22 protein-coding genes and 1 CRISPR repeat array are annotated in these 25878 nt (G+C 66.7%); of the genes, 11 read left to right on the top strand and 11 right to left on the bottom strand.

Annotated features, from left to right (window positions below; genetic code table 11):
* The first annotated feature begins 300 nt into the window (after positions 1–300).
* A complete protein-coding gene (locus ACK4SG_RS07285; protein ID WP_409601062.1) occupies positions 301–705 on the top strand; it encodes a DUF2946 family protein in 405 nt (134 codons plus the stop codon).
* 108 nt (positions 706–813) lie between these two features.
* Complete coding sequence (locus ACK4SG_RS07290) at positions 814–3126, top strand: TonB-dependent receptor (RefSeq protein WP_409601063.1); 2313 nt, start codon at positions 814–816, stop codon at positions 3124–3126.
* A 192-nt stretch (positions 3127–3318) separates the two neighbouring features.
* Positions 3319–5115: a CRISPR direct-repeat array (repeat unit 28 nt; unit sequence GAAACACCCCCACGCGTGTGGGGAAGAC).
* 18 nt (positions 5116–5133) lie between these two features.
* On the opposite strand, the gene cas2e is transcribed toward ACK4SG_RS07290, so the two are convergent.
* The 11 genes from cas2e to groES all read right to left on the bottom strand — a co-directional run bounded on the left by cas2e (position 5134) and on the right by groES (position 16833).
* Positions 5134–5451: a type I-E CRISPR-associated endoribonuclease Cas2e gene (gene cas2e, locus ACK4SG_RS07295; protein WP_409601064.1), complete on the bottom strand. Its 318-nt coding sequence runs from the start codon at positions 5449–5451 to the stop codon at positions 5134–5136.
* A complete protein-coding gene (gene cas1e, locus ACK4SG_RS07300) occupies positions 5432–6304 on the bottom strand; it encodes a type I-E CRISPR-associated endonuclease Cas1e (RefSeq protein ID WP_409601065.1) in 873 nt (290 codons plus the stop codon). Before cas1e ends, cas2e begins: the two co-directional genes overlap by 20 nt.
* Entirely contained in the window at positions 6297–7019 is a 723-nt protein-coding gene (gene cas5e / locus ACK4SG_RS07305; protein WP_409601066.1) for a type I-E CRISPR-associated protein Cas5/CasD, read from the bottom strand. Before cas5e ends, cas1e begins: the two co-directional genes overlap by 8 nt.
* Before the next feature lie 9 nt (positions 7020–7028).
* Complete coding sequence (gene cas7e, locus ACK4SG_RS07310; RefSeq protein WP_409601067.1) at positions 7029–8057, bottom strand: type I-E CRISPR-associated protein Cas7/Cse4/CasC; 1029 nt, start codon at positions 8055–8057, stop codon at positions 7029–7031.
* 25 nt (positions 8058–8082) lie between these two features.
* A complete protein-coding gene (gene cas6e / locus ACK4SG_RS07315; RefSeq protein WP_409601068.1) occupies positions 8083–8727 on the bottom strand; it encodes a type I-E CRISPR-associated protein Cas6/Cse3/CasE in 645 nt (214 codons plus the stop codon).
* Complete coding sequence (gene casB / locus ACK4SG_RS07320; protein WP_409601069.1) at positions 8724–9290, bottom strand: type I-E CRISPR-associated protein Cse2/CasB; 567 nt, start codon at positions 9288–9290, stop codon at positions 8724–8726. Before casB ends, cas6e begins: the two co-directional genes overlap by 4 nt.
* Positions 9291–9293: 3 nt before the next feature.
* On the bottom strand, positions 9294–10790 hold the full coding sequence (gene casA, locus ACK4SG_RS07325; RefSeq protein WP_409601070.1) for a type I-E CRISPR-associated protein Cse1/CasA: 1497 nt from the start codon (positions 10788–10790) through the stop codon (positions 9294–9296).
* A 12-nt stretch (positions 10791–10802) separates the two neighbouring features.
* Positions 10803–13274, bottom strand: a complete 2472-nt coding sequence (gene cas3, locus ACK4SG_RS07330; protein ID WP_409601071.1) for a CRISPR-associated helicase Cas3' — start codon at positions 13272–13274, stop codon at positions 10803–10805.
* Positions 13275–13663: 389 nt separating this feature from the next.
* On the bottom strand, positions 13664–14710 hold the full coding sequence (locus tag ACK4SG_RS07335) for an amidohydrolase family protein (RefSeq protein WP_409601072.1): 1047 nt from the start codon (positions 14708–14710) through the stop codon (positions 13664–13666).
* 145 nt (positions 14711–14855) lie between these two features.
* Entirely contained in the window at positions 14856–16493 is a 1638-nt protein-coding gene (gene groL, locus ACK4SG_RS07340) for a chaperonin GroEL (RefSeq protein WP_409601073.1), read from the bottom strand.
* A gap of 49 nt (positions 16494–16542) precedes the next feature.
* A complete protein-coding gene (gene groES / locus ACK4SG_RS07345; RefSeq protein ID WP_409601074.1) occupies positions 16543–16833 on the bottom strand; it encodes a co-chaperone GroES in 291 nt (96 codons plus the stop codon).
* A gap of 256 nt (positions 16834–17089) precedes the next feature.
* Between groES and cutA the strand changes: the two genes are divergently transcribed.
* The 9 genes from cutA (at position 17090) to ACK4SG_RS07390 (ending at position 25764) form a co-directional block, all read left to right on the top strand.
* Positions 17090–17416 carry a divalent-cation tolerance protein CutA gene (gene cutA / locus ACK4SG_RS07350; protein ID WP_409601075.1) on the top strand — a complete coding sequence of 109 codons (327 nt, stop codon included), beginning with the start codon at positions 17090–17092 and terminating at the stop codon, positions 17414–17416.
* A gap of 4 nt (positions 17417–17420) precedes the next feature.
* Positions 17421–19709: a protein-disulfide reductase DsbD family protein gene (locus ACK4SG_RS07355; protein ID WP_409601076.1), complete on the top strand. Its 2289-nt coding sequence runs from the start codon at positions 17421–17423 to the stop codon at positions 19707–19709.
* Positions 19709–20356 (top strand): TlpA family protein disulfide reductase, encoded by a 648-nt coding sequence (locus ACK4SG_RS07360; RefSeq protein ID WP_409601077.1) that lies wholly within the window; start codon positions 19709–19711, stop codon positions 20354–20356. The genes ACK4SG_RS07355 and ACK4SG_RS07360 overlap by 1 nt, the downstream gene beginning before the upstream one ends.
* Before the next feature lie 117 nt (positions 20357–20473).
* The gene (gene aroQ / locus ACK4SG_RS07365) at positions 20474–20914 is read left to right on the top strand and encodes a type II 3-dehydroquinate dehydratase (RefSeq protein WP_409601078.1); all 441 of its coding nucleotides are present in this window, start codon (positions 20474–20476) and stop codon (positions 20912–20914) included.
* Between the two features lie 24 nt (positions 20915–20938).
* Positions 20939–21418: an acetyl-CoA carboxylase biotin carboxyl carrier protein gene (accB, locus tag ACK4SG_RS07370; RefSeq protein WP_409601079.1), complete on the top strand. Its 480-nt coding sequence runs from the start codon at positions 20939–20941 to the stop codon at positions 21416–21418.
* Between the two features lie 69 nt (positions 21419–21487).
* The gene (gene accC / locus ACK4SG_RS07375) at positions 21488–22855 is read left to right on the top strand and encodes an acetyl-CoA carboxylase biotin carboxylase subunit (protein ID WP_409601080.1); all 1368 of its coding nucleotides are present in this window, start codon (positions 21488–21490) and stop codon (positions 22853–22855) included.
* Between the two features lie 96 nt (positions 22856–22951).
* Positions 22952–24268 (top strand): hypothetical protein, encoded by a 1317-nt coding sequence (locus ACK4SG_RS07380; RefSeq protein ID WP_409601081.1) that lies wholly within the window; start codon positions 22952–22954, stop codon positions 24266–24268.
* Positions 24269–24331: 63 nt separating this feature from the next.
* A complete protein-coding gene (prmA, locus tag ACK4SG_RS07385; protein WP_409601352.1) occupies positions 24332–25261 on the top strand; it encodes a 50S ribosomal protein L11 methyltransferase in 930 nt (309 codons plus the stop codon).
* Positions 25258–25764: a DUF3426 domain-containing protein gene (locus ACK4SG_RS07390; protein ID WP_409601082.1), complete on the top strand. Its 507-nt coding sequence runs from the start codon at positions 25258–25260 to the stop codon at positions 25762–25764. Before prmA ends, ACK4SG_RS07390 begins: the two co-directional genes overlap by 4 nt.
* The last annotated feature ends 114 nt before the right edge of the window (positions 25765–25878 follow it).

Consider the following 25878-nt stretch of genomic DNA (forward strand, 5'->3'; position numbering starts at 1 on the left):
TGCTGCCAGGCGTGCGGGGAAGACCCGCACGCCGCTGCATGCGGCTGACTTCCGTCGGGAACCCCACGCGTTCGCGAAAACCCTGCATCGCTGTTCGGCTTTCGCCAGCGTCAACCGCGGAAAATTGCTTTGGTACGGAAAATTCCATCGTCTTTGCCGGGCCGCCTGTCCGAAAGGCGGGCGCACAAACGACGGTTCGAGCACGGACCGGGCTGCACGGCTGTTCCGGCAGGCCCGGATGCCTGACGGATTTGATCCAACGCAGACAATCGGTACGGGGTCGCCCATAATATCGGCCTGATGACTGCGCGACGTTGCCACCGCCTGCTGCTTTCGCTTGCCTTCGCAGGCAGCCTGTTGCTGGCCCTGGTGCCCAGCATTGGGCGGATGTACCAGGCGTTCGCGCAGGATCCATTGGCGAGCCCGCTTGGGCTGTTCTGTTCCAGCGACGGCTTGGTGACGGCTGCCGACCTGCCGCACTGGCGGGCGGGCGATGCCGGCGATCCCGCGCCGCGGGCGCCCGCCGATGATTGCGCCTATTGCCCGTTGCTGGTGTCCCCGGCGCTGCCGTTGGCAGGCCTGTCGGTGCCGCCGGCGCAACCGCTGCCGCAGACCCGCGCCGCCTTGCGCGTGCAACCGCGCCTGCCACAACGCCACCTGATGGGATGGGCCCCGCGCGGGCCGCCGATGTCGAACGCGGGCTGAGCCCGACTGCCGTTCCACCGACACCTGCCCGGGCGCTCGCCAGCCGCGATGCGCCCGGCTCCTCGGCCGTGCAGCCCAGCACCGGCCGCATCCCATCCTGGAGTTCCCATGCGTCCCCATCCCCTGCTGGTCGCGCCGCTCGCGGCTGCGATCCTTGCTGCATTGCCCACCCTCGCCCACGCGTCCGACCTGCCCGCCGCCGACGGCGACACCGTCCTGCCGAAGGTTGTCGTGCAAGGCACCCGCGCCAACATCGCACCGGCCCGCGCGGTCGACGACGACGCCCTCGCTGCCGCCGCCGCCGCGACCAGCGATACCGCCTCGCTGCTGAAGGACCAGCCCGGCCTGTGGCTCAATCCCGCCGGCGGTGTCTCCGGCCTGCCCTCGATCCGCGGCCTCGCCGACGATCGCCTGCGCATCCGCCTGGACGGCGCCGACATCACTGCCTCCTGCCCCAACCACATGAATCCGGCGTTGTCCTATGTGGCGCCGTCGGATGTCGCCCGCATCGTGGTGTATCCGGGTATCACCCCGGTTTCGCAGGGCGGCGACTCGATCGGCGGCAGCATCGTCGTCGAGCGCAGCCAGCCCAGCTTCGCGGCTCCGGGCACGGGCATTGCGCTGTCAGGCGAACTGGGGACTTACTACCGCAGCAATGGCGATGCCCACGGCGCGAATGTCTCGCTGAACGTCGCCAGCGAGCACTTCAGCATGCGTTACACCGGCTCGACGGCGCGGGCGGACAACTATCGCGCGGGCGGGGATTTCAAGCTCTACGATTTCACTGGCCGTGCGGGCCACGTGTTGGCCAGGGACGAGGTGGGCTCGACCGGCTACGTCTCCCACAACCAGTCCCTGCAGCTGGCCTACACCAACGGCGACCACCTGCTGGAGGCGCGCCTTGGCTGGCAACAGATCCCGCGCCAGGACTATCCGAACCAGCGCATGGATATGACCGACAACCGCCAGCGCAGCGCCAACCTGCGCTATCTCGGGCAGTTCAGCTGGGGACGGCTGGAGGCGCGGGCGTATCGCGAGCTGCTGGACCACGCGATGGATTTCGGCCCGGACAAGCGGTTCTGGTACGGCGCGGCATCGGGCGGCAATAACCCGCCGGGTGGACAGGCGACCCCGTGCGCGCCGATCGGGTCGACCTGCGCGGCCGGCATGCCGATGCTGACTTCGAGCAACACCACCGCCTTCATGCTGGATGCGGACATCGCGCTGCAAGGGGAGGATCACCTGCGGCTGGGACTGGAGCAGCGCGCCTATCGGCTGGACGACTGGTGGCCGCCGTCAGGCGGGATGATGGGGCCGGGTGAGTTCTATAACATCCGCGATGGGAAGCGCGACCGCAGCGCGGCCTACGCCGAGTGGGAACACCACCTCGCCCCGCGCTGGACCGCCGAGCTTGGCGTGCGCTACGAGCGCGTCCGGATGAATGCCGGCCCGGTGCAGGGCTACAACCCCATGACCAACATGATGGGCTCCTGGCAGATGCGCGATGCTGCGCTGTTCAACGCAGCCAACCGCTCACGCTCGGATGGCAACTGGGATGCTACAGCGATCCTGCGCCAGTCGGTCTCGGATCGCATGGACATCGCGTATGGCGTGGCCCGCAAGACGCGTTCGCCCGGCCTGTACGAAGTGTTCCCGTGGTCCACCTGGACCATGGCGGCCGTCATGAACAACTTCGTCGGCGATGGGAATGGCTACGTCGGCAACCTCGCGCTGGCCCCGGAACGCGCGCTTACTGCCTCGGTGACCTTCGACCTGCACGGCGCTGACCGTCGCTGGGAATTGCAGATCACCCCCTACGTGACCTCGGTCGCCGACTACATCGACGCGATCCAGTGGGATCCCAGCACCAATGCCGCACCCAGCATTCCGGTACGCAATGCCTTCACCGTGCTGAAGTATGTGAACCAGGACGCACGGCTGTACGGCATGGATCTCTCGGGCAAGGCGCGCCTGGCGGAGAGCGGGCTTGGGGTGTTCGCGCTGCAGGGCACGCTGTCGTGGATGCATGGCGAAAACCGGACCACCGGCGATGGCCTCTACAACCGCATGCCAACCAACGCGCGCGTGTCGCTGACCCAGCGGCTTGGCGGCTGGGACAATGCGCTGGAGCTGGTGACCGTGGCCCGCAAGCACGACGTATCGCAGGTCCGCAACGAACTGGAGACCGCGGGCTACGGCTTGCTGAACCTGCGATTCTCGCGGGCGTGGTCGGCGCTGCGGCTCGACTTCGGGGTGGAAAACCTGTTCGACCGCCTCTATGCACTACCGACGGGTGGTGCCTACGTCGGCCAGGGCACCACGATGTCAATCAATCCGCCGGTGCCGAACTATCCGCAGTGGGGGACGCAGGTGCCGGGGCCCGGGCGTTCGCTGTACGCAGCAGTGACCCTGACGTTCTGATCCCGGCGCTATCAGCGGGGATGGATGAAGCCGGCGGCCACCCGCCGGCCTTCACCCATCAGGACTGGACAGAGCCCCTGGCAGCCGCGGCATCACGCCAATGCAAAAACTGGCACTGGCAGCATGACTCCACTTTTGCTGCCCGCTAAAAGCGGGGGGATCACCGGTGACCAGACGGCGGCGTGCGCGGTAGAAACACCCCCACGCGTGTGGGGAAGACCTGGGCTGGGGGCTGGGCTGGGGCATGGATCAGGAAACACCCCCACGCGTGTGGGGAAGACTCACGGGCTCGGGGAATGACACCTCAACGTCCAGAAACACCCCCACGCGTGTGGGGAAGACGCAGACCTTAGCGGGCTCGTCGCCTCTTGTCTGGAAACACCCCCACGCGTGTGGGGAAGACGACATTCGGCTACCGCCTAAGCTGAAACCTGTAGAAACACCCCCACGCGTGTGGGGAAGACGCACCGTGGCGCGCACAACTGCGAGGGCAAGCGGAAACACCCCCACGCGTGTGGGGAAGACATAACGTCGGAATCCAATGCGTAGTACCTCGGAGAAACACCCCCACGCGTGTGGGGAAGACTTCCTCGCCAGCTACTACGAGGTGGGTGAGAAGGAAACACCCCCACGCGTGTGGGGAAGACAACATCGCCTGCGCTTGGATCGCCGTGAGCAGAGAAACACCCCCACGCGTGTGGGGAAGACCCGGCCGTGATGACGTGGCGAGCCTTTACAGCGGAAACACCCCCACGCGTGTGGGGAAGACCCCACCCGCGACATGAGCGCACCGGCAATCGGAGAAACACCCCCACGCGTGTGGGGAAGACGCCATCATCGCCAGCGAACCCAGCAGGCCGCTGGAAACACCCCCACGCGTGTGGGGAAGACAGCGACTGGTTGCGGGCAGACGAATATGCGTCAGAAACACCCCCACGCGTGTGGGGAAGACTTGGCACCGCGTCGGGCGTGGCCGGCAGCAAGAGAAACACCCCCACGCGTGTGGGGAAGACTAGGCCGGTCGGCGGGACTCGGGTCATCTTGCGGAAACACCCCCACGCGTGTGGGGAAGACGGCGCTCGGGGCGAGCATCCCCGAAAAGGCGTAGAAACACCCCCACGCGTGTGGGGAAGACCATATCATCCTCGCAAAGCGCCACAACTCGTCAGAAACACCCCCACGCGTGTGGGGAAGACTTCGACGACCGCGAGGATGGCCGTAAGCACCTGGAAACACCCCCACGCGTGTGGGGAAGACCTTGCCAAGCCAATGCTTGACCACATCAGCCTGGAAACACCCCCACGCGTGTGGGGAAGACAGTTTGAGGCCGGCAGCTACGGTGCGCCCATCAGAAACACCCCCACGCGTGTGGGGAAGACGTCACGACCCTGCACACGACACCCGCAGAGGTAGAAACACCCCCACGCGTGTGGGGAAGACACTGCCGCGATCACCCACGCGCTGCGGATGGCAGAAACACCCCCACGCGTGTGGGGAAGACGACAAGGCAGCCAATGCGCGCCCATTGCAGGCAGAAACACCCCCACGCGTGTGGGGAAGACGATAGGCGTTGTCAAGCGCCTTTCACTAACCTGGAAACACCCCCACGCGTGTGGGGAAGACTACATCGAAGACGAACTGGTCGGGACGGCCGTGGAAACACCCCCACGCGTGTGGGGAAGACTGACGGGATCAAGGTGAAGTAATGGCCGGTGCGGAAACACCCCCACGCGTGTGGGGAAGACATCTTCACCCGGCGCCGCAGCATCGGGAGCCTGGAAACACCCCCACGCGTGTGGGGAAGACGACATTCGGCTACCGCCTAAGCTGAAACCTGTAGAAACACCCCCACGCGTGTGGGGAAGACTGTTCGTGCCGATGCCGCGAGCGCACGAGCGGAGAAACACCCCCACGCGTGTGGGGAAGACGCAATCTCTTTGGGGTATCTGGCGTGATAGCTGGAAACACCCCCACGCGTGTGGGGAAGACACCAACATATCGTTAGCGCTATGCCTCGTCTACGCGAAATGTAGTGGAACGTGCGGGTTTCAGGGTTTCCACAATCAGCTGCAGGCCGGATACATCGATCATCGGTTTGCGCGGGGGGCCGATGCAGCACATTTCGTAGCCCGGCGGTCGGTTGATCGAGCGAACCAGAAGCAGGCCGGCTTCGGACGGGCAATGCTTATAGAGCCAGGCGATGACCGTGTCGGCCACCGAGTCCTTGATGCCCGAGACGAACACGTTTGCCCGCGGCTCCACGAACCACAGCTTCATGCGACCACGCACGGCGGGCGGCAGATCATTAGCGACGACGATCAGCACGCGCAACTCCCAGCATGGCTGCAATGTCTTCGCCGTACTTTGCCAGAAGATCCATCTCGATCACGCGCTTGCGGAAAGCGGCAGCCACCTTGTGCTTGTCGTAGCGCCCAGCCAGCTCGCGCGTGAGATGGAACGCCAGATCGATGCACAGCTCGGCCTTGTACAGGTCGGCCATGTCGTAGATGAAGGGCAAAGGGCTGCCGCAATGGATGAAGCCGATATGCGGCGAGTAGCCCAAGCTATGCGTGGCCGAACACAGGATGCCGTAGAGCGCGGCATTGGTCGCGGTGAGAATCTGGTTGGTCAGGTCGCTGACCTCGAATTTTCCCGGAGTGAAGCTGCGGCCCTTCCACCCCACCTGGTATTGCTCGGCCTTGGCCTGGTAGAGCACCCGCACGCGGTTGCCCTCCATGCCCATCAGCTCCTGCAAGGTCTTGCCGGTGAGGTCGACATCCGGAAAACGGCGGGCGAACATGCGGCGCGCCACCTCGATGGATTTCTTCGGATCGGCGGAAAGCTCGATCTGCTTTTTCAGGTTACGGGTGTCGGCAGTGGGCAGGAAGCCGGCCGAATAGAACAACAGGCTGTCCGCCCCCACCCAGCAGATGGCGCAATTGGCCGCCGCTGCGGTGCGCACGGCATCATGGGTCACCGTAGTACCGGGACCAAGCAGCAACGCATTGATCGTGGCAACCGGCAGCGGCACCACGTTGTTGGTCGCGTCAATCCACTTGATGCTGCTGTCGTCGATCTCCAACCGCCCATGCTCAAGATACAGGAACGGGTATTTGTCCTTGACCTGCGGCAGCGACTCGCGGGTGACTTTGACAAACAGCCGCTGCGTATCATCCATCATCGTCTGGCCCCGGCTTCAGCACGGTGACACGGCGGTCGCGGTAGCGCTTGTCCGGACCAAATTGCACCGGCACATCGTTGAGCGTCAGCACCTCGCCATCGTGCTCACCTTGCCTTACGACAAAGGCCAAGGCACGGTGTTTCGCGTCGGCCAGCGCCCTACCCGCTGCCAATGCTTCCTCCGCACTGGCATGCAAACCCTGAAATACCAGTTCTGTGGGCACGCAGTTCTTCCGCCCCAGGTACAGATCCCAGACCGGTGCCTTGAGCGACTCGACGATGGCATCGGCCTGGCCAATGGGCGCCTCAATGACCACGGCAAAGGCCATGTCCTGCAGGTAGTAGCGATAGGTCATCTTCGTACCACCGCCCACAGCCTTCTTGCCTTCGCTGGTCTTGGGGATCAGCAGGTTCTGCCATGGATCGGCGTCATCGTAACCGCTGCCCACCATGTGGAAGTCGCGCAGCAGGGGCAGCCTTGGCAACGGCGTACCCTTGGCATCCCGTGGCACGAAGGCCTCAACTTGCATGTCAAGACCCGCCCAACCGGACAACCAGTCACGCTCGTCGCCACCTGCGCCCCGCGCGCAGCAAATCAGCCCCAGCACGCCGGACTTGGTCGGGAAATCCAGGCTATCGCGGCGGCCAAACTTCGAATCGTGGCCCCAGGCTTGCAGCGGGGCCTCCAGCCAGAGCAGCAGATAGGGATTCATAGGGCGCCCTCACGCGGCATGGCGCTTCAGATCCGCGATCAGCTCATCCACGCTGTAGTCGTCACGCTCACCCCAGTCGTAACCGGCGATTTTGCCGAACAGACTGCCAGCCAGCTTTTCCTTCTTGTCCAGATAACTCTTGAGCGCTTCGATACTGCGCGAAAGGAAACCGTCGCCACGCGCCTTGACCGGCTGCTCAAACGGCACCTGCAGACGCTGCCCCTTGCGCACCAGCACGCGTGCGAACTCCCACGGGCTGGCGCCCGATTGCGTCGTCTGCCGGGCGTGGGGCACGGCCACGAACAAGGCCTTGGTGAACGCCTCCACCGCCTGGCCGAGATCCTCCGTGCCCAGGGAATGGGCCAGTTGGCCAAGATCGAGGCTGACGTAGCGGTAGTAGGTCGCCGAATTGAATTCCAGGCTGCCCATGTGCGCCGAGCCCGGCTCGTCCGCCAGGTCATCCAGTGCAGTAAAGAACTCCACCTCGTTGCTGACGCGGTGGGTGGAAATGGCGTGAGCGAAAGACGCCGCGGCCTCGACGTTCATCTCGCCCGCTTTGGCCACCATGCGCCCGAACAAGGCAATATCCAGCGCGTCGGTGGCCGGGCTCAATGCCTTCTTGGCCACTTTGGCGAGCTCCTTGTCCTTCAACTTGTCGACCTCGAAACCCTGCTCCTTGGCATAGGCCGCAAAGGCATCGGCTTCACTGCCACTGATGAACAGCAGGGTGTCATCAGCAAGCACGTCCGCCATTTTCTGGCCGCACGCCGCCGCAACTTCGTCGATGGCACCGGCCGCCTTGCAGGCGGCAGCAAACAAGGTTTGCGCCTGCTTGGTACGAGAGGCGAGTTTCACGCCAAATTGCGGCAGCGCCATGCGCACCTGGCGCTTCCAGCACTGCGAGCTGACGCGCGCACGGGTGACACCACCCACGACGGCGGTCTTGGGCGCGCCCACATCGTCGCGGTTCAGGCAGGTCACCGGGAAAGACTGCAGGATGTGAAACTCGATGCGGGTGTTGGTGAACTTGTTGCTCATGGCGAAATTCCTTTTGACGTGAGAATCAGGCGAGGGGGTTGTCGATCAGCGGCACGACCTGCAGCAAGCCGCAACCAAAGCTGCGACCGCGGCCGATACCAGAAGCAAAGCTGTGACGGAACTGTTCGGGGTCGGTGACGGTGAGCTGGCCCTGCACATGCGCTTGCGCCAGCGTGACCAGGCGCTGCGCCTTGTCCTTGAAACGCAGCACCTCAATGCGATCCACTTGCAGGTGCTCCGGTGAAACCGCAAAGCCCCAGCTGGCCGGACCACGCTCGGTAAACCACGCGGCCACCGCCTCGCGCCCTTTGACGGGCAGCAGCTTTCCGCTGGCGCTGTCGCGACGGGTCGGATTGACGATCACCTTGAAGCGATAGCGTGCGTGACTGAGGAAATCGATGGGGATGACCTTGCTGCGCACCTCGCCAAAGCCACCTTCGGCATGATCCGCAGGTGGTCGGTCGGCCAGCAGCAGGATGCTCCGGCCATTGAAATCCCCCCCTTGGTCGGCATGCAGGATGCCGCTGGGCGTGTGGCCGGCCTTGCTCCCGGCATCGCGCACGTCCGGGTACAGGCCGTACACCACGCGATGCAAGGAATACGGATCGGTGATGCGCAGCGCCTTGACGGCTGCACGATCAAGCTTGAGCACGCTGGCGATCAGGCTCATGCGGCCTCCCCGGCTTCCGCCTCGGGCTTCTGACCGTAGAAATCCTGCGCCCACTGCGCCCTGATGCGTTGCAGCCAAGTGTCGTTGCCGCCGGCAGAGGCACGCCCGAAATCCACCAACTGCTTGAGCAGACGCGCGTAGTCCAGCGGCTGGGCTACGCGGCTTTCGATCAGGGTCAGCATCGGGCGCAATACGCGGCACAATTCCGCCAGCTCGTCGCAGGCCAGCAAACGTCGCAGGCGCGTCTTGGCTTGGTCGCTCTGGTTGCCCTCGTCGAAGCAGCGCGCGACGGCGCGGCCCAGCGACAGACGTCCGTTGGCCGGTGGCTTGGCGCGGGCGATGGCGGCGGCCACGGTGGCAAATGGCAGGCGTTGTCCCTCTCGCTCCAGATCGACGCCCCAAGCCGCCAACGTCTCCCAACACTGGTACTCCGTGGATGGGTTGTCGGCACGGCGCAATCGCGCCGCAAGCCCCTTGTCCTCCTGACAACGTGCGATAAGCCAGGCGACGAAGTTCGCCTCCCTGCCAGCGTTTGCCGGGGTGCCTTTCTCTGTGATTTCCATCACTCACGCCTCCTGTTGCAGATATTTGCCGTGGTCGGGCCGGCAGCGCGCCCACGCATCAAGCTGCCGTGCGGTGTCTTTGGGGCAGTAGCGGTCGTAGGCCTGTTGGGCATAGCCGGCAAAGCGCCGCCGCAGCTGGCGGCGCGCCTCTACGTGCGCTTCGCCTTGTTCGCAATGGTCAAGCAAGCGCTGGAAGTCGCGTTCGCAGAGTTGCCAGAACAGTTGGGTGGCCTGCGCTGCCAGATCACCGCCATCGACCAGCTGCGCCTTGAAATAGCCCACCACGCGCCCGTACAAGCCCTTGGCGAGTTCGTCCAAGGCGGTCATTTCCGCCTGCAGTTGGTCGAACCAGAGTTGGTTCAAGGCGTCCCCATGCACCCAGATGACCGATTCCACGAAATCATCCGTACCCGATGCGTACTGCTCACCCGCATTGCTGCTGACGCGCAAGCCGCCCGACCAGATCGCAAAAGACTCGACGCAGGCACAGGCACGCGCCACACCGGCGGCAAGTTGCAGACACTCGAAGCCTGCGCTCTGCTGTTGCGCCAGAAAGCCAAGCAGCGCCGTCAGTTCACGCCACGGGCGCTTTTCCGGGTTGACCCACAGTGCCTTGTGCTCCTTCCCTGACTGGTTCACCGCCACGGTGGGATCCCACATGCCTTCCTTGTAGTTCGCGTGGGCGATGCCTTCGGAGTAATGCAGCCCGTTTTCGGTGAGCAAGCAGAACCGGCACAGCGGCAACAAACGCCCCATCAGCGAGTGCTTGAGGTCTCGCGCCACGGCGTCATCCTCGCCCGACGGCATCTGCTGCCAGGGCGCCACGCCAATGCCCGCCGGAAACCGTTGGCTTTGCGCCACCTGCTCGCGGGTCAGCAAGTTCAGCCACAAGCTTTGCTGCACACTTTCACCTTGCAGCAGGTTGTGCAGCAGCCCCATGTGCGCCACGGCCGGCCCAGGTTTACCGGTTGCCGGCTTACCCTTGTCATTGTTTTTCCCTTGATAGCCAGGTGTCAGCACCACCTTGTTGTCGGTCTTCTTGCCGCCCAGTGCAAAACCCATCTGGCAGATCAGGAGCACGGCCTTGTCGGCATCGGAAAGCACGCGTTCCACTTGCCCGCCATTGAGCACCGTGGTGTTGCCAGTGGCCACGTGGGGCAACACAGTGCCGTAGCTTTTGACTTCGGCGGCAGCGATAGCCGGCATCTGCAGGAAGGGCTTGTCTCCGTAGAGGTCAAACCGGTCATGCCATTGGTCAAGGTAGGCGAGGCACTTTTCAGCCAGTCCCTGCGCGCCCAGCGCACGCCACGCGGTTTCGTCGTCGGGCGTGGCGGCGGCTTGGGCGATGGCCAGCAGCAGCTTCATCAGCGCGATTTTCTCCACCGGGTTGCCGCCCAACGCACGGCAACTGGCATCGGTGAAGATCTGCCGCAAGCTGACACGCCCCTTGTCCGCCACCGGGATCCACGGTTCGTCGATCAGGTTGAAACGCTTGTCCATGGGTTCTCCTTGTCAACTCTTGATGACCCGGTAGCCGAGGTCATCGCGGTATTCCAGCGGGTACTTGTCATGCACGACCTGACCATGCAGGCCGCGCAGCGTGCCGGCGTCATCGACCAGCGCCACGCGCAGGAGGCTCTCGTCCTCGGCCCAGTCGGCACTGCCCAGATAGAAACAGTGCTGCAAGCCGTATTTCTCCAGCGTGTCGCGCACGATGGCGGTTGGGGCATCACCGGGACGAACAGGCACGATCTGGCGCATTAGTTGCGCCGTGACGGTCTTGAGCGCGCCACGTTGTGCCTGGGGCAAGGCCTTGCGGGTGGGCAGCTCCACCACGCTGCCATCTAGCAAAACCAATCGAGCGACATGGCGCTCCGTGTCCTGCTGCATGTCACGCAAGAGCAGCACGTCAAGGCTGTCGGTTTCGCTGTAGCGGGTCTGCGCCTTGCTTTCCGGCAAGGTATTGCCGTCCATGGCCAGGCCCAGCCGCGCTAATTGCGCCAGCGCGGTGCGGCCCTTGCGTCGCGGCGTGCCGTTGTTCAGCTCGTGCAGCCAGCGCGCCATCGCGCCATCTTCGCTCTGCTCAACGTAGGTTGCTTCGATCAAAGCACGAATGTCGTTCGGCAGTGCGACGGCGCTGCGCTCGCACCAGACCGCGAGGCTGCGGCACAGCACATAGGGTGCATAGACATAGGCACTGAGGCCGAAAGCCGCGGATGGCGAATCGATGGCGACGTCAAGCGTCGGCGCCAGCAGCCACGCCTCGCAGCGGGCACCTGTCGGACGTGGCGTATCGGCATGGCGCCAGAGGCGACCCATGCGCTGCAGAAGCATGTCAGTGGGAGCGAAGCGGCTGACCAGAAAGTCCGCGTCGATATCCAGCGACTGCTCCAGCACCTGCGTCCCGACCAGGATGCGTCCACGTTCGCTTCGCCTGTCCCGGCCCGGCTTTCCGAACAGGTTCACCCACCGCTCCTCGATGCGGGCGCGGTCGGCCATGGTATAGCGCGAATGCAGCAAGCCATGCTCGACACCCAAGGCGCTGGCACGCGAGGCAATGTCCAGGTAGCGCTGCTGGGCCTCCTTAACGGTGTTCTCAACCCACAGCACCTGTTGGCCCGCAGCCGCGCGCTCCAGCACCTCATCTACCGCCCTTGTATCGTCGCGCTCCAGATGGATCGCCACCTGCACGCCGGCGTCCGCCAACACGGGAAGCTCGCGAACGCCTTCTCCGGCAGGCAATGCCGTAATCAGCGGATAGGCCTGCCCCGTCAGTGGAACCTGCAGAAGCTGGCTGCGCCGCTGCTGGTTGAGGGTGGCGCTCAAGATGATGACAGTGCAGCGCAGCTCACGCAGCAACTTGACAAGCGCATCGAGCAGGGCGCCGGTATAAGCGTCGTAGGTGTGCACCTCATCCAGAATGACCACCTTCCCAGCCAAGCCAAAGGCTCGCACGAAGCCATGCTTGACGTGCATGGCGGCCATCAAGGCCTGATCGATGGTACCCACTGCGAAGGGAGCCAGCAGACCGCGCTTGGCGTGGTTGAACCATGCGCCTCCGGGGCGCCCCTCCTCGCCCATCTCGGTATCCACCAGCCAGGCATTGGCGTGCAGCAGCAATGCACGCTGTGGGCAGCCGTCGTCCAGCACCCGGTCAAGGAATTGGTTGAAGCGTTCGTGGATCTTGTTCGAGGTGAGCTGGGTGGGCAGCGCGAAATACACGCCGCAGGCTTGGCCCTGTTCCAGCAGACGATAGGCCACGTATAGCGCGGCCTCGGTCTTGCCCAGGCCCATCGGTGCTTCCAGAACGTACATGCCAGGCGTCATGGCCGCGTCGATCAACTGCTGCTGTGCGGGCCGAGCCGGAAAGCCGAAGATCTCTTGGAAGCTCAAGCCTTTCCGGTAAACCGGTGGCACGAAGCCGGCTTCGTCGAGCGCACGCTCGATATTTGGCTGCCACGGTGCACCCGGATTCTCGAAATGTCGCCCGGAGCCGATCCAGTCGGAAACCGAAGTAAGGCCGGCGATCAGCCGCGCCTGCGCCACTGACGCAGGCTGCGGCCAGTCCATGGCCATGCACGCTTTCAACTCCTCCACCAGGGCGAGCCGTTGCTCCTGCCAGGCGGCACCCCCAAACTGCTCTGCTTCAGCGTGTCGTGCCGCCAAATTGGGGGAGAAGCCATGATGCTGCCCAGCGATCTCGGGTATCCAGCGGGGCACATGCATGGCCTTCAGCGCGGCTTGGCTGACACCGGCGTGACCGCCCCATTGGCGCTCGATCTCGGGCAAAAAGCCGGGAATCTGCGGTAATTGACACGCCTTCATCAGCTTGTTGAAGAACGTGGGGCTGACCTTGCCGGTGTCGTGGCTTGCCGCAGCCAGCGGACTGCCTTCAGGGAAAAGGACTTCTCCGAGGCGTGGCGGATAGCGCGCTATCAACGCCCGTGCTACCTCGCCCACGATCCGGCAATGATCGAAGACCATGCGACCCGGCTGCACGACGCCATCCTCGCGGGTGTAAGTCTTGGCGGGACATTTCGAGAATGAAACTGCCGGAGCCGGGTACCCGGCATTTTCCGCTCGCCGCTTCAACATTTTGCCTCCCCAGGCAACTCAAGGCGCTACTCGCCGCCAGTCACAAGCGTGCAAGACGACGGTCTCACGCCCTGCGACAAGCGCTTGGCGCGAAGCGTTACGACTGGAATCTACCAACAAAAAGAAAGGCCCCGCATGGCGGGGCCTTTCGAGTGGACGCAGATGGCAGGCCGATCAGAAGTCCATGCCGCCCATGCCGCCGCCCGGCATCGCCGGCTCTTCCTTGTTCGACAGTTCGGCCACCATGGCTTCGGTGGTGATCACCAGGCAGTCCCTAGCTAGCGGGCTTTTCCTTCTGGCGCATGCGACTGCTTGCCCAGTTTGCGGTAGGCCTCCACCTGCGCCGGCGTGAGGCGCAGGAATCGCGCGGCGTTGTTGAACAGGATGTCCCGCTTCTGCCCGGCGCTCAGGAACGGGGCTTCGTTGATGACGTTCACCGAGCGCTCGATCGCGCCGGGCCAGACCATCTGGTCGGAGCCGAATAGGATGCGCTTGCCGAAGCCGGCGTCCACCAACGCCTGCAGGTAGCGGTAGAAGGCAGGGCGAGGCTGCGTGTACACGATGACGCCGGTGTCCAGATACACCTGGGGGTGGGCATACAACAGCGCCATCGTGTCGTCCAGCATGGGAAAGCCCGCATGCATGACGTCCACCCGCAGCTTCGGGTGCTTGACCAGCACTTCCTCGAGCTGCAGTGGGCTGTGCAGGCGCGCACGGTAGCCGGTGGCGCCCATGTAGATCACGCCCGGAGGCCCAGGGCCGATATGGAGGGCGACCGGAATATCAAGCTCCTCGGCCAGGGCCCAGTAGGGCTCCAGCTTGGGATCGTCCGCCGCGATGCCCAGGTACTGCGCGCTGACTTCGCCCAGTACTGCGAGGTTTCCGGCCGCATGTTGCGCGCGCAAGACCTCCATGGCAGGCAGCATCAGGTTGTTGCCCATCCCCGGGATGACGCGCTGGGGCACCAGCGCGCGCAGGGCCGCGATGCGGTCATCGGCGCCGCTGACCACGCCGATGACGTTGAGCTTTTCCATCGCCGCCGCGTTCTGCCGGACCAGATCCTCTTCCCTGGTTGGCGACCACAAAGGATCGGCGCAGGTCGGGTGCATGAACATGCCCATCAGCACAGGCGTATAGGGCGTCGCCGGGTCCCAGGCCGGCATCCCGTCGAGCGGCGTGCACATGCCCAGCGGTGGCGGACCCTGGTCGTCCACGTGCAGGGCGTGCATGTGCATGTCGATGATCGGCTCCTGCGCCTGCACCGACTGCGGATGGAACAGGACCAACAGGCAGCAGGCTGCCAGGATGAGACGAAGCGACGGCATGCGTTTCCCCAGGGTATCGACGAGTGTCGACCTTGCTAACGCAGACCACGCCGTTTGCCGGACACACGGCAGCCGGCGAATGAGCCGGCAAATAGAAAGGCCCCGCATGGCGGGGCCTTTCGAGTGGACGCAGATGGCAGGCCGATCAGAAATCCATGCCGCCCATGCCGCCCATGCCGCCGCCCGGCATCGCCGGCTCTTCCTTCTTCGGCAGCTCGGCCACCATGGCTTCGGTGGTGATCATCAGGCCGGCGATCGACGCCGCGTTCTGCAGCGCGGTGCGGGTGACCTTGGTCGGGTCCAGGATGCCGAACTCGAGCATGTCGCCAAACTCGCCGTTGGCGGCGTTGTAGCCGAACGCACCGGTACCCTCGGCGACGCGGTTCAGCACCACGCTCGGCTCTTCGCCGGCATTGGTGACGATCTCGCGCAGCGGGGCTTCCATCGCGCGCAGGGCGATCTGGATGCCGTGGTTCTGGTCCTCGTTGGCACCCTTGAGGTCCTTGATCGCGGCCTTGGCGCGGATCAGGGCCACGCCGCCGCCCGGGACGATGCCTTCCTCGACCGCAGCGCGGGTGGCGTGCAGGGCGTCTTCGACGCGCGCCTTCTTCTCCTTCATCTCGACTTCGGTGGCGGCACCGACCTTGATGACGGCCACGCCGCCGGCCAGCTTGGCCACGCGCTCCTGCAGCTTCTCGCGATCGTAGTCGGAGGTGGTCTCCTCGATCTGCGCCTTGATCTGCTTGATGCGCGCCTCGATGGCGGAGGTGTCACCGGCACCATCGATGATGGTGGTGTTTTCCTTGCTGACCTGCACCTTCTTGGCGCGGCCCAGATCCCTGATGGTGGCCTTCTCCAGGGTCAGGCCGACTTCCTCGGAGATCACGGTGCCGCCGGTCAGGATGGCCATGTCTTCCAGCATCGCCTTGCGACGATCACCGAAGCCCGGGGCCTTCACCGCGCAGACCTTAACGATGCCGCGGATGGTGTTGACCACCAGCGTCGCCAGCGCTTCGCCTTCAACCTCTTCCGCCACGATCAGCAGCGGCTTGCCGGCCTTGGCCACGCCTTCCAGCACCGGCAGCAGGTCGCGCACGTTGGAGATCTTCTTGTCGTGCAGCAGGATGAACGGGTCGTCCAACTCAGCCTGCATCGACTGCTGGTTGTTGATGAAGTACGGCGACAGGTAGCCGCGGTCGAACTGCATGCCCTCGACCACGTCCAGCTCGTTCTCCAGGCCCGAGCCGTCCTCGACGGTGATCACGCCTTCCTTGCCGACCTTGTCCATCGCCTGCGCGATCAGCTCGCCGATGTTGGCGTCGCTGTTGGCGGAGATGGTGCCGACCTGGGCGATTTCCTTGCTGGTGGACGAGGGCTTGCTGATCTTCTTCAGCTCGGCCACGGCCGCGGTCACGGCCTTGTCGATGCCGCGCTTGAGGTCCATCGGGTTCATACCGGCGGCGACCGCCTTCATGCCCTCGCGGATGAACGCCTGCGCCAGCACGGTGGCAGTGGTGGTGCCGTCACCGGCGTTGTCGGAGGTCCTGGACGCGACTTCCTTCACCATCTGCGCGCCCATGTTCTCGAACGCGTCGGCCAGTTCGATCTCCTTGGCGACGGAGACGCCGTCCTTGGTGATGGTGGGGGCGCCGAAGCTCTTCTGCAGCACGACGTTGCGGCCCTTCGGGCCCAGGGTGGCCTTGACGGCATTGGCGAGTACGTTGACGCCGCGCACCATGCGCACGCGGGCGTCTTCGCCGAAACGGATATCCTTGGCAGCCATTGCGATTACCTCAGTCTTGAATCAGTTGAATTGGGGGAGCGAGGCGCGATCAGCCGAGGATCGCGAACAGGTCGTCTTCCTTGACCACCAGCAGTTCGGCGCCGTCCAGCTTCACTTCCGTGCCGCTGTACTTGCCGAACAGCACCTTGTCGCCCACCTTCACCTGCGGGGCGCGCACCTGGCCGTTGTCCAGCACCTTGCCGGTGCCCACGGCAATCACTTCGCCCTTGATCGGCTTCTCGGTGGCGCTGTCGGGGATGACGATGCCACCCGCGGACAGCTTCTCTTCTTCCATGCGCTTGATGACCACGCGGTCGTACAGCGGCTTGATGTTGGACATGTGCAACCTCTGCAAATGGTTGATTTTGTGGAGAAAACCCGGGGATTTTAGCACTCGGCAAGACCAGGTGCCAAATCGCGGGGACAAGCAGACCCCGCTACCGGGATGCCTGCGTAGATGGGGCGGTGCGCAGGGGTTTCAAGGGGAGGCAGTGAAAAAATCTCCACCCCGCCAGGCAGCGGCCGGGCCGGCCGGCACCAGGGCAGGAACGCCGCAGCACGGGCAAGGCGCCAGGCGAGGCACTAGGCTATCGTGCATGGACACCGCCCTGTTGTGCTTTTCCACCTGCCCCGATGCCGCCAGTGCCGAACGCCTGGCGGAGACCCTGGTCGGCGAACGCCTGGCCGCCTGCGTGAACCTCTTGCCGGGCCTGCGCTCGGTGTACCGCTGGCAGGGCGCGGTGGAGCGCGCGGACGAGGTGCTGCTGCTCATCAAGACCAGCCGCGACCGCTACCCAGCGCTGGAGGCGCGGCTGCGCGCGCTGCATCCGTATGAACTGCCGGCGCTGGTGGCGGTCGAATCCGCGGCCGGCCTGCCTGCGTACCTGCAGTGGGTGGTCGCATCGACCCGTCCAGTAGAATGACCCGATGACCGGATTGACCCTTCGCCTGCGCCCCTGGCTGGCCGCGCCAGCCCTGATCGCGGGCCTGCTGGCCACGCTGCCGGCCACCGCCACCGACGTCGAGCTGCCCCCGGTCGACCAGGTCTTCGTGCTGTCGGCACAGGCCACCGCGCGCGACCGCATCGAGGTGCGCTGGAAGATCGCCGACGGCTACTACCTGTACCGGCACCGCACCTCGGTGAAGACCAGTGCCGCCTTCGCCAACCCGACGTTGGCGCTGCCGACCGGCGACAGGCATCGCGACGAGTTCTTCGGCGACGTGGAAACCTACCGCCAGCAGCTGGTGGGCGTGGTCCGCGGCACCCCGGCCGCGGACGCCACCGGCGTGGCGCTGACGGTGAAGTACCAGGGCTGCGCCGATGCCGGCGTGTGCTATCCACCGCAGACCCGCACCCTGACCGTGGCGCTGCCGCCAGCCGCAGGCAGTGCTGACGCGGGCTTTCTGCCGACCCGCAAGGGCGGACTGTTCGCGCTGGGTGGGGCGGACGCGGGCGCGGTGGACGCCGCGCCGCTGCCGGCCGAACAGGCTTTCACCAGCGAGCTGATCGCGCTGGACGGCAACACCCTGCTGCTGCGGCTCACCCCGGCCCGCGGCTACTACCTCTACCGGGACAAGCTGTCGGTGGCCCTGGCCGACCGCGGCCTGTCCACCGCGCTGCCACCGCCGGCCGCCCTGCCGCGGGCCACCCCGCACCGCGACGAGCATTTCGGCGAGGTCGCCGTCTACTTCGACGAAGTCGAAATCCCGCTGCCGGTCACCCGCACGACCACCGCCGCCACCCGCGCCACCCTCGTGCTGGGCTTGCAGGGCTGCCAGACCGACGGCATCTGCTACCCGCCGATGACGCGCCGCCTGGCGGTGGCGCTGCCGGCCGGCAAGGCTGGCACGCTGGCCTCCGCGCCGGTGGCCGCAACACCCGCCACGGCAAGTACGCCGACCGCCCCGTCCGCCGCCCCCGTCGCCGCCCCCGCGACCCCACCCTCCGCGGCGGTCGTGCAAACCACACCCAGCCGCGAGGCGCCGCCCACCCGCGCCACGCCCGGCCTGCTGGCGGCGCTGCTGCTGGCGCTGGGCGGTGGCCTGGTCCTCAACCTGATGCCCTGCGTGCTGCCGGTGCTGTCGCTGAAGGCGCTGTCACTGGCGCAGAGCGGACAAGGGCGCGGGCGCCGCCATGCCCTGGCCTATACCGCTGGGGTGCTGCTGTCGATGCTGGCGCTGGGCGCGCTGGTGCTGGCGCTGCGCCACGCCGGGCTGGCGCTGGGCTGGGGTTTCCAGCTGCAGCAGCCGCTGGTGCTGGCCGGACTGGCGCTGGTGATGTTCGCGCTGGGCCTGTCGCTGTCGGGGCTGTGGCACGCCAACGTCGGCCTGGGCCAGCGCACCGGCGCGCTGCTGCAGGGTGACGGCATCCGTGCCGATTTCTTCACCGGCGTGCTGGCGGTGGTGCTGGCCACGCCCTGCACCGCGCCGTTCATGGGCGCGGCGCTGGCCTATGCCTTCACCGGCCCCGTCGCCGGTGCGCTGCTGGTGTTCCTGTTGCTGGGGCTGGGGCTGGCGCTGCCGTTCCTGCTGATCGGCTTCGTCCCCGCCTTCGCCCGCCTGCTGCCGAAGCCCGGCGCATGGATGGACACGCTCAAGCAGCTGCTGGCGTTCCCGCTGTACGCCACCGCCGCCTGGCTGGTGTGGGTGCTGGCCAGGCTGCGGGGTGCCGACGCCGTGGGCCTGTGGCTGGCGGCTGCGATCCTGCTGGCTTTGGCGGCCTGGGCCGCAGCACGCGCCCGCCACGACGGCGCCCGGCGCTGGCGCGCCGTGGCCGGCCTGGCGCTGCTGGCCATCGCCTGGCCGCTGCTCCGCCTGCACGCCCTGCCGCGTCCGCAGGCCGTCACGGCAGCGACCTCCGCGGACGGCTTGCCCCAGGTCCGCTGGTCGGAGCAGGCACTGGCCGACCTGCGCGCGCAGGGGCGTCCGGTGTTCGTCAACATGACCGCGGACTGGTGCGTGAGCTGCAAGGCAAACGAAAAAACCGTGTTCTCCAACCCGCGCTTCCGCGCCGCGCTGGCCGCGACCAACGCCGTCTACATGCTGGGGGACTACACCGACGTGGATCCCGCCATCACCGCCTACCTGCAGCGCCATCGCGCGGTCGGCGTGCCGCTGTACGTGGTGTACCCGCGCGACGGCGGCGAGGGCCGCATCCTGCCTCCCCTGCTCACCGCGGGCATGGTGGAAGACGCGCTGCGCGAGGCGGCGCGCTGATGCCATCGCACCGGGCGGTGGTGGGCGTGGCCGTGCTCGCCGCGCTGGCCGGCGCTGCCGCCAGCCTGTTCTTCGAACCCACCGTGGCCTACCGGCTGGCCGGCACGGCGCTGGGGCAGCGGGTGCTGGGGGTCACCCTGAAGGCCCGCGCCCCGGCCCCGCCCGCCGGCGTGGCGGTGGCCCAGCCGGGTGCCACCGTGCCCCCTATGACCCTGCGCGACGTGGCCGGTACCGCGGTCGAGGTCCCCCGCGCCTGGGCCGGCCGGCCGACGCTGGTCAACCTGTGGGCCAGCTGGTGCGCGCCCTGCCTGAAGGAAATGCCCGACCTGCAGGCGTTTTCCGCCACGCAGGGGGCGAACGGCGTGCAAGTGGTCGGCATTGCGCTGGACGATGCCCCGGCGGTCCAAGCCTTCCTGCGCCAGCACGGGATCACCTACCCGGTGCTGGTCGATGCCCCCGGCCCCGCGGACGCGGGCGTGCGGCTGGGCAACCCGGCCGGCGTGCTGCCCTACTCGGTGCTGGTCTCCGCGGATGGGCGCCTGCAGAAGACGCGGATCGGGCCCTTCGCCGACGCAGCCGAGATCGCCCGCTGGGCCGACGCAGATGCGCCGGCACAAACGCCGGGGCCCGCAGCGGGCGGACATTAGAGCCGCAACTCAAACATCCGCTTAAAATCGCGTTATCCGGTAAAAGTTCGCCGAACTGGACAGCATCCACCTTTCGCGGGACACTGCGCGCCTGTTTTCGGGGATCCCACCCGCACGATGGCGAAGCTCCTGCTCCTGCACGGCCCCAACCTGAACCTGCTCGGCACCCGCGAGCCGGAGGTTTATGGCCGCATGACGCTGGCCGACATCGACGCCGACCTCGCCGCGCGCGCACAAGCCGCCGGCCACGCGCTGGAGGCGTTCCAGTCGAACGCCGAGCACGCGCTGGTGGACCGCGTTCAGGCCGCTCGCCTGGATGGCACCGCCTTCATCCTGCTCAATCCGGCCGCCTTCACCCACACTTCGGTCGCCCTGCGCGACGCGCTGGCGGCGGTGGCCATCCCCTTCATCGAAATCCACCTCTCCAACCCGCACGCCCGCGAACCCTTCCGCCAGCACAGCTACTTCAGCGACAAGGCGGTCGGCGTGGTCTGCGGCTTCGGGGCGGATTCCTACCGTTACGCCCTTGACGCCGCGCTGGCGCGGCTGCGGGCCTGAAGCATCCAAGAAAGGAGCGTCCCCATGGACCTGCGCAAGATCAAGAAACTGATCGACCTGCTGGAAGAGTCGAACCTGGCCGAAATCGAAATCCGCGAGGGCGAGGAATCCGTCCGGCTGGCGCGGGTGCCCAAGGGCGCGCTGGCGGCGGCCCCTGCCCCGGCGGTGCACCACGTCCCGGCCCCGGCCACCGCGCCGATGCCGATGAACTCGCCGGTGCAGGCCGCCACCGGCGGCAGCCCCAAGCCTGCCGATCCGGAACTGCCAGCCGGCCACGTACAGCGCGCGCCGATGGTGGGCACGTTCTACGCCAGCCCGGCACCGGACAAGCCGGCGTTCGTGACCGTGGGCCAGGTGGTCAAGGCGGGCGATACCCTGGGCATCATCGAGGCCATGAAGATGTTCAACCCGATCGAAGCCGATGTTTCCGGCACCGTGCTGGCGATCAAGTGCGAAAGCGGCCAACCGGTCGAGTTCGACCAGCCGCTGTTCGTGATCGGGTAAGCAGGCCAACGCCTGCGATCGCCCCCGGCGCGCGCGTCGGCGGGCCGGACGAACGAATCGGAAACCCTCATGCTTGAAAAAGTTGTCATCGCCAACCGCGGCGAAATCGCATTGCGCATCCTGCGCGCCTGCCACGCCATGGGTATCCGCACCGTCGCGGTGCACTCCACGGTGGACCGCAACCTGAAGCACGTCGCCATGGCGGACGAGTCCGTCTGCATCGGCCCGGCGCCCTCGCCGGAGAGCTACCTCAACATGCCGGCGATCATCGCCGCCGCCGAGGTCACCGATGCCCAGGCCATCCACCCCGGCTACGGCTTCCTGTCGGAGAACGCGGATTTCGCGGAGCGGGTGGAGCAGAGCGGCTTCGTGTTCATCGGCCCGAAGGCCGACACCATCCGCCTGATGGGCGACAAGGTGGAGGCCATCCGCGCCATGAAGGCCGCGGGCGTGCCCTGCGTGCCCGGCAGCGGCGGCCCGCTGGGCGACGATGCGGCCACCAACGTCAAGATCGCCCGCGAGATCGGCTACCCGGTCATCGTCAAGGCGGCCGGCGGCGGCGGCGGGCGCGGCATGCGCGTGGTGCATTCGGAGGCGGCGCTGGTGAACGCCATCGCCACCACCAAGCAGGAAGCCAAGGCCGCGTTCGGCAACGATATGGTGTACATGGAGAAGTTCCTGGAGAACCCGCGCCACGTGGAGATCCAGGTGCTGGCCGACGGCCAGGGCAACGCCATCCACTTGGGCGAACGCGACTGTTCCATGCAGCGCCGTCACCAGAAGGTGGTGGAGGAGGCGCCGGCACCGGGCATCACCCCCGAGCTGCGCGAACAGATCGGCAAGGTCTGCGTGGAGGCCTGCCTGCGCATCGGCTACCGCGGCGCGGGCACCTTCGAGTTCCTGTTCGAGAACGGCCGCTTTTACTTCATCGAGATGAACACCCGCATCCAGGTGGAGCACCCGGTCACCGAAATGGTCACCGGCATCGACCTGGTGCGCGAGCAGCTGCTGATTGCCGCCGGCCACAAGCTGTCGATCAAGCAGAGCGACGTGGTGCTGCGCGGCCACGCCATCGAATGCCGGATCAACGCCGAGGACCCGGACACCTTCTTCCCCAGCCCCGGCCTGATCCAGCATTTCCACGCCCCGGGCGGCCCGGGCGTGCGGGTGGACAGCCATATCTACGAGGGCTACCGGGTCCCGCCCAACTACGACTCGATGATCGGCAAGCTGATCGTGCACGGCGCCGACCGCGCCCAGGCGATCGCCCGCATGCGGGTGGCGCTCTCCGAGATGGTGGTGGATGGCATCAAGACCAACATCCCGCTGCAGCAGCGGATCATGGCCGACGGCGGCTTCTGCCAGGGCGGCCAGAACATCCATTACCTGGAAAAGCGACTGGCCGAGCGCAAGGAAAAGGCGCTCTCGCTGCTCTGAGCACTGGCACATTGCCGGCGCGGGGGGCGGCCGATGTCCGCTTGCGCCGGCTTTTTACGCTGTACCCGGAAGCCATTGCCGCTTCCGGAGTTCACCATGCGCCGCGCCGCCCCTCTGATCGCCCTCGCCACCACACTGCTCACGCTGCCCGCCGCCAGTCAGCAGGGCAAAGCGCCGCCTACCAACCTCTATATCGACGTCGCCACCCACAACATGGCCGGGATGCCGGACATGGGCGCGATGATGGGCGGCCTGGGCGGCTTCATGGCCCGCCACATGGGCGGCAGCGGCGCGACGAAGCCCATCTACCCGACCGCGCGCAATGCCGGCATGAGCGGGCAGTTCCTGGACATGGCCCTGCACAACGCGCTGCAACCCGGCGCGCGGGCGCAGGACCTGGTCCCGGACGGTCTGCGCCTGGGCAAGTCGCTGAACCTGATTCCGATCGAACCGAGCACCCCGACCAAGGGCGACAACTTGGACGGCAAGGTGCCCGACGTCGAGGTGAAGATCTCCGAATACTGGGGCTGTGGTGAGACGGTCCGCCCCGGTCAGCCCAAGGTCGCCACCTTCAAGGTCAAGGGCGGCAACCGCGACATCGACGCGCGCAACCCGGTGGCCGGGATGCAGGGCATTGGCATTGAATCCAGCGGCAGCCTGTCCAAGGGCCTGTATGTGCCCGACCGCGACATCGACCTCAAGCCCGGCTACGTCTACTGGCCGAACCGCGAGGACGGCAAGCAGGTGCCCACCGGCGCGCGCCTGGCGGGCGAACACCGGATCGTCGGCAATGGCATCCCGGACTCGATGCGTTTCGCGGTGGAGGACGGCGCGGACTTCATGCCCAAGCTGGCGCTGCGCACGCAGGGCGATCTTGCCGATGCCATCGGCCTGGACTGGCCGGCGGTGGAGCGCGCGCGCGCCTACTTCATCAGCGGCATGCACATGCAGATGCTCAACGAACATTCCTTCGCGCTCACTGTCTGGAGCAGCGCCGACGTCCCCGGCGCCGGCAGCGACCTGCACGCCTACCTGGGCAGCGGCCAGATCGACAAGTGGCTGAAACAGAAAATCCTGCTGCCGGCAACCGCCACCCGCTGCACCATCCCCAAGGGCATCTTCGCCAGTGCCGGTAGCAGCGAGGCCGGAATAGTACCGGCCATACTGATGATGACTGCCTATGGGCCGGAGCACTGGATCACCTACCCGCCCAAGCCGGCCGATCCGAAGCAGCCGTGGAACCCGGAATGGAGCGTGCGGCTGCGCGCCAAGTCCAGCGCCACCGCGATGCTGGGCCTGGACTTCGGCGGGATGGACATGCCGCAGGAGCAGGACAACGGCGACGGCGGTAAGGCACCTGCCCAGAAGCGGCCCACCATGAAAGGCCTGCTGAAGGGCTTGCTGGGTGGCTGACCCGCCCGTGCAGCCCACGGCGAACCTGCGAGAATGGCGCGATCGCCCCGCGCCATCCCCGCCATGCCCTACCTGCAACTGACTCTTCCCTGCACCGAAGCCCTGCAACCGCGCGTGGAGCGCGCGCTGGAGGATGTGGGCGCGCTCGCCGTGACCCTGCAGGACGCGCACCTGGATGCGGCCGACGAGCAGGCCATCTTCGAACCCGGCGTCGGCGAGCTGCCGCTGTGGGACGAGATGACGCTGACCGCGCTGTTCCCCGACGACACCGACGCACTGGTGCTGCTGGCCGCGCTGGAGGCGTTCGATCCGGGGCTTACGTGGCACAAGGCCCGCTTCGAGAAGGTCGAGGACCAGGACTGGGAGCGCGCGTGGCTGGACCTGTTCCAGCCCATGCGGTTCGGCGCACGCACCTGGATCGTGCCGTGGGATCACGCCCTGCCGGACGGCGCCGACACGCCGGATGCGGCGGTGGTGCGGCTGGACCCGGGCCTGGCGTTCGGCTCCGGCACCCATCCCACCACCGCACTATGCCTGCGCTGGCTGGATGGCCTCGCCGCCTGCGGCGAGCTGCAGGGCAAAACGGTGCTGGACTTTGGCTGCGGCAGCGGCATCCTTGCGCTGGCTGCGCTGAAGCTGGGCGCCGCCGCTGCGGTGGGCATCGACAACGACCCGCAGGCCATCACCGCCACCGCCGACAACGCCCTGCGCAACGGCGTGGCTATCCAGGTGGCCACGCCGCAGGACGCGCCCGCGGGCACCTATCCGGTGGTGGTGGCCAACATCCTGGCCTCGGCGCTGGACGCGCTGGCGGAAGTGCTTGCCGCACGCACCGCGCCGGGCGGCCGCTTGGCGATGTCCGGCATCCTGGCCGGGCAGGAGGACGAGCTGCTGGCGCGTTTCGCGCCGTGGTTCGATGCGCTGCAAATCGCCCGTGAGGACGACTGGGTGCGCGTGGACGGCGTGCGCAACACCCGGCCGGTCGGCCCATGAGCCGCACCCCGAGCTTCATCGCGGGCGCATCTGCAAGGCCGCGCCGCAGTGGCGAATGGCTGGCCGCCACGCTGCTGGGCCTGGCCCTGCTGGCGCAGCTGGGCTGGCTGCAGCGCGAACGGCTGGCCGCCAGCCCCGCCCTGCGGCCGCTGCTGGCCAGCGCCTGTGGCGCGCTGGGCTGCCGCCTGCCGGCCTGGCGCGAGCCAGCGGCCTTCGTGCTGCTCTCGCGCGATGTGATCGCCCCGCCCGACCGTCCCGGCGTGCTGCGCGTGCAGGCCAGCTTCCGCAACGATGCGCGCTGGCCGCAGCCTTGGCCCGTGTTGGCCCTGACCCTGTCGGACATGACCGGCAAGCCGCTGGGCGCGCGCCGCTTCCGTCCGGCCGACTACCTGGGCGACGCCCCTCATACCGCCGAAATCGCACCGGGCCAGGCCGGCCAGATCGCGTTCGACGTCGTCGAGCCCGCGCCCGGCGTGGTGGGGTTCGATTTCCGCTTCGAGTGATCCTGCGCGCGGATCCGTGACCTGCTGCACCGATGAATGCGGGCGGGGACTCACGCAGTTGCGCGCATCGCGCTAGACTCGCTGCCCCCGTCGCGCATGCCCTGCGCGCGCGGG

Origin of the sequence: Thermomonas sp., from assembly GCF_046293095.1 — a bacterium.
GTDB lineage: Bacteria > Pseudomonadota > Gammaproteobacteria > Xanthomonadales > Xanthomonadaceae > Thermomonas.

Excerpts from the sequence above, each read along its gene's own strand:
- ACK4SG_RS07290 (WP_409601063.1), top strand. The coding sequence starts at position 814 with ATGCGTCCCCATCCCCTGCTGGTCGCGCCGCTCGCGGCTGCGATCCTT.
- cas1e (WP_409601065.1), bottom strand. The coding sequence starts at position 6,304 with ATGGATGATACGCAGCGGCTGTTTGTCAAAGTCACCCGCGAGTCGCTG.
- accB (WP_409601079.1), top strand. The coding sequence starts at position 20,939 with ATGGACCTGCGCAAGATCAAGAAACTGATCGACCTGCTGGAAGAGTCG.
- ACK4SG_RS07390 (WP_409601082.1), top strand. The coding sequence starts at position 25,258 with ATGAGCCGCACCCCGAGCTTCATCGCGGGCGCATCTGCAAGGCCGCGC.
- casB (WP_409601069.1), bottom strand. The coding sequence starts at position 9,290 with ATGGAAATCACAGAGAAAGGCACCCCGGCAAACGCTGGCAGGGAGGCG.
- aroQ (WP_409601078.1), top strand. The coding sequence starts at position 20,474 with ATGGCGAAGCTCCTGCTCCTGCACGGCCCCAACCTGAACCTGCTCGGC.
- prmA (WP_409601352.1), top strand. The coding sequence starts at position 24,332 with ATGCCCTACCTGCAACTGACTCTTCCCTGCACCGAAGCCCTGCAACCG.
- groES (WP_409601074.1), bottom strand. The coding sequence starts at position 16,833 with ATGTCCAACATCAAGCCGCTGTACGACCGCGTGGTCATCAAGCGCATG.
- cas3 (WP_409601071.1), bottom strand. The coding sequence starts at position 13,274 with ATGGTCTTCGATCATTGCCGGATCGTGGGCGAGGTAGCACGGGCGTTG.
- cas5e (WP_409601066.1), bottom strand. The coding sequence starts at position 7,019 with ATGAATCCCTATCTGCTGCTCTGGCTGGAGGCCCCGCTGCAAGCCTGG.
- ACK4SG_RS07380 (WP_409601081.1), top strand. The coding sequence starts at position 22,952 with ATGCGCCGCGCCGCCCCTCTGATCGCCCTCGCCACCACACTGCTCACG.
- ACK4SG_RS07335 (WP_409601072.1), bottom strand. The coding sequence starts at position 14,710 with ATGCCGTCGCTTCGTCTCATCCTGGCAGCCTGCTGCCTGTTGGTCCTG.
- casA (WP_409601070.1), bottom strand. The coding sequence starts at position 10,790 with ATGGACAAGCGTTTCAACCTGATCGACGAACCGTGGATCCCGGTGGCG.
- cas6e (WP_409601068.1), bottom strand. The coding sequence starts at position 8,727 with ATGAGCCTGATCGCCAGCGTGCTCAAGCTTGATCGTGCAGCCGTCAAG.
- accC (WP_409601080.1), top strand. The coding sequence starts at position 21,488 with ATGCTTGAAAAAGTTGTCATCGCCAACCGCGGCGAAATCGCATTGCGC.
- ACK4SG_RS07355 (WP_409601076.1), top strand. The coding sequence starts at position 17,421 with ATGACCGGATTGACCCTTCGCCTGCGCCCCTGGCTGGCCGCGCCAGCC.
- cutA (WP_409601075.1), top strand. The coding sequence starts at position 17,090 with ATGGACACCGCCCTGTTGTGCTTTTCCACCTGCCCCGATGCCGCCAGT.
- cas7e (WP_409601067.1), bottom strand. The coding sequence starts at position 8,057 with ATGAGCAACAAGTTCACCAACACCCGCATCGAGTTTCACATCCTGCAG.
- groL (WP_409601073.1), bottom strand. The coding sequence starts at position 16,493 with ATGGCTGCCAAGGATATCCGTTTCGGCGAAGACGCCCGCGTGCGCATG.
- ACK4SG_RS07285 (WP_409601062.1), top strand. The coding sequence starts at position 301 with ATGACTGCGCGACGTTGCCACCGCCTGCTGCTTTCGCTTGCCTTCGCA.
- ACK4SG_RS07360 (WP_409601077.1), top strand. The coding sequence starts at position 19,709 with ATGCCATCGCACCGGGCGGTGGTGGGCGTGGCCGTGCTCGCCGCGCTG.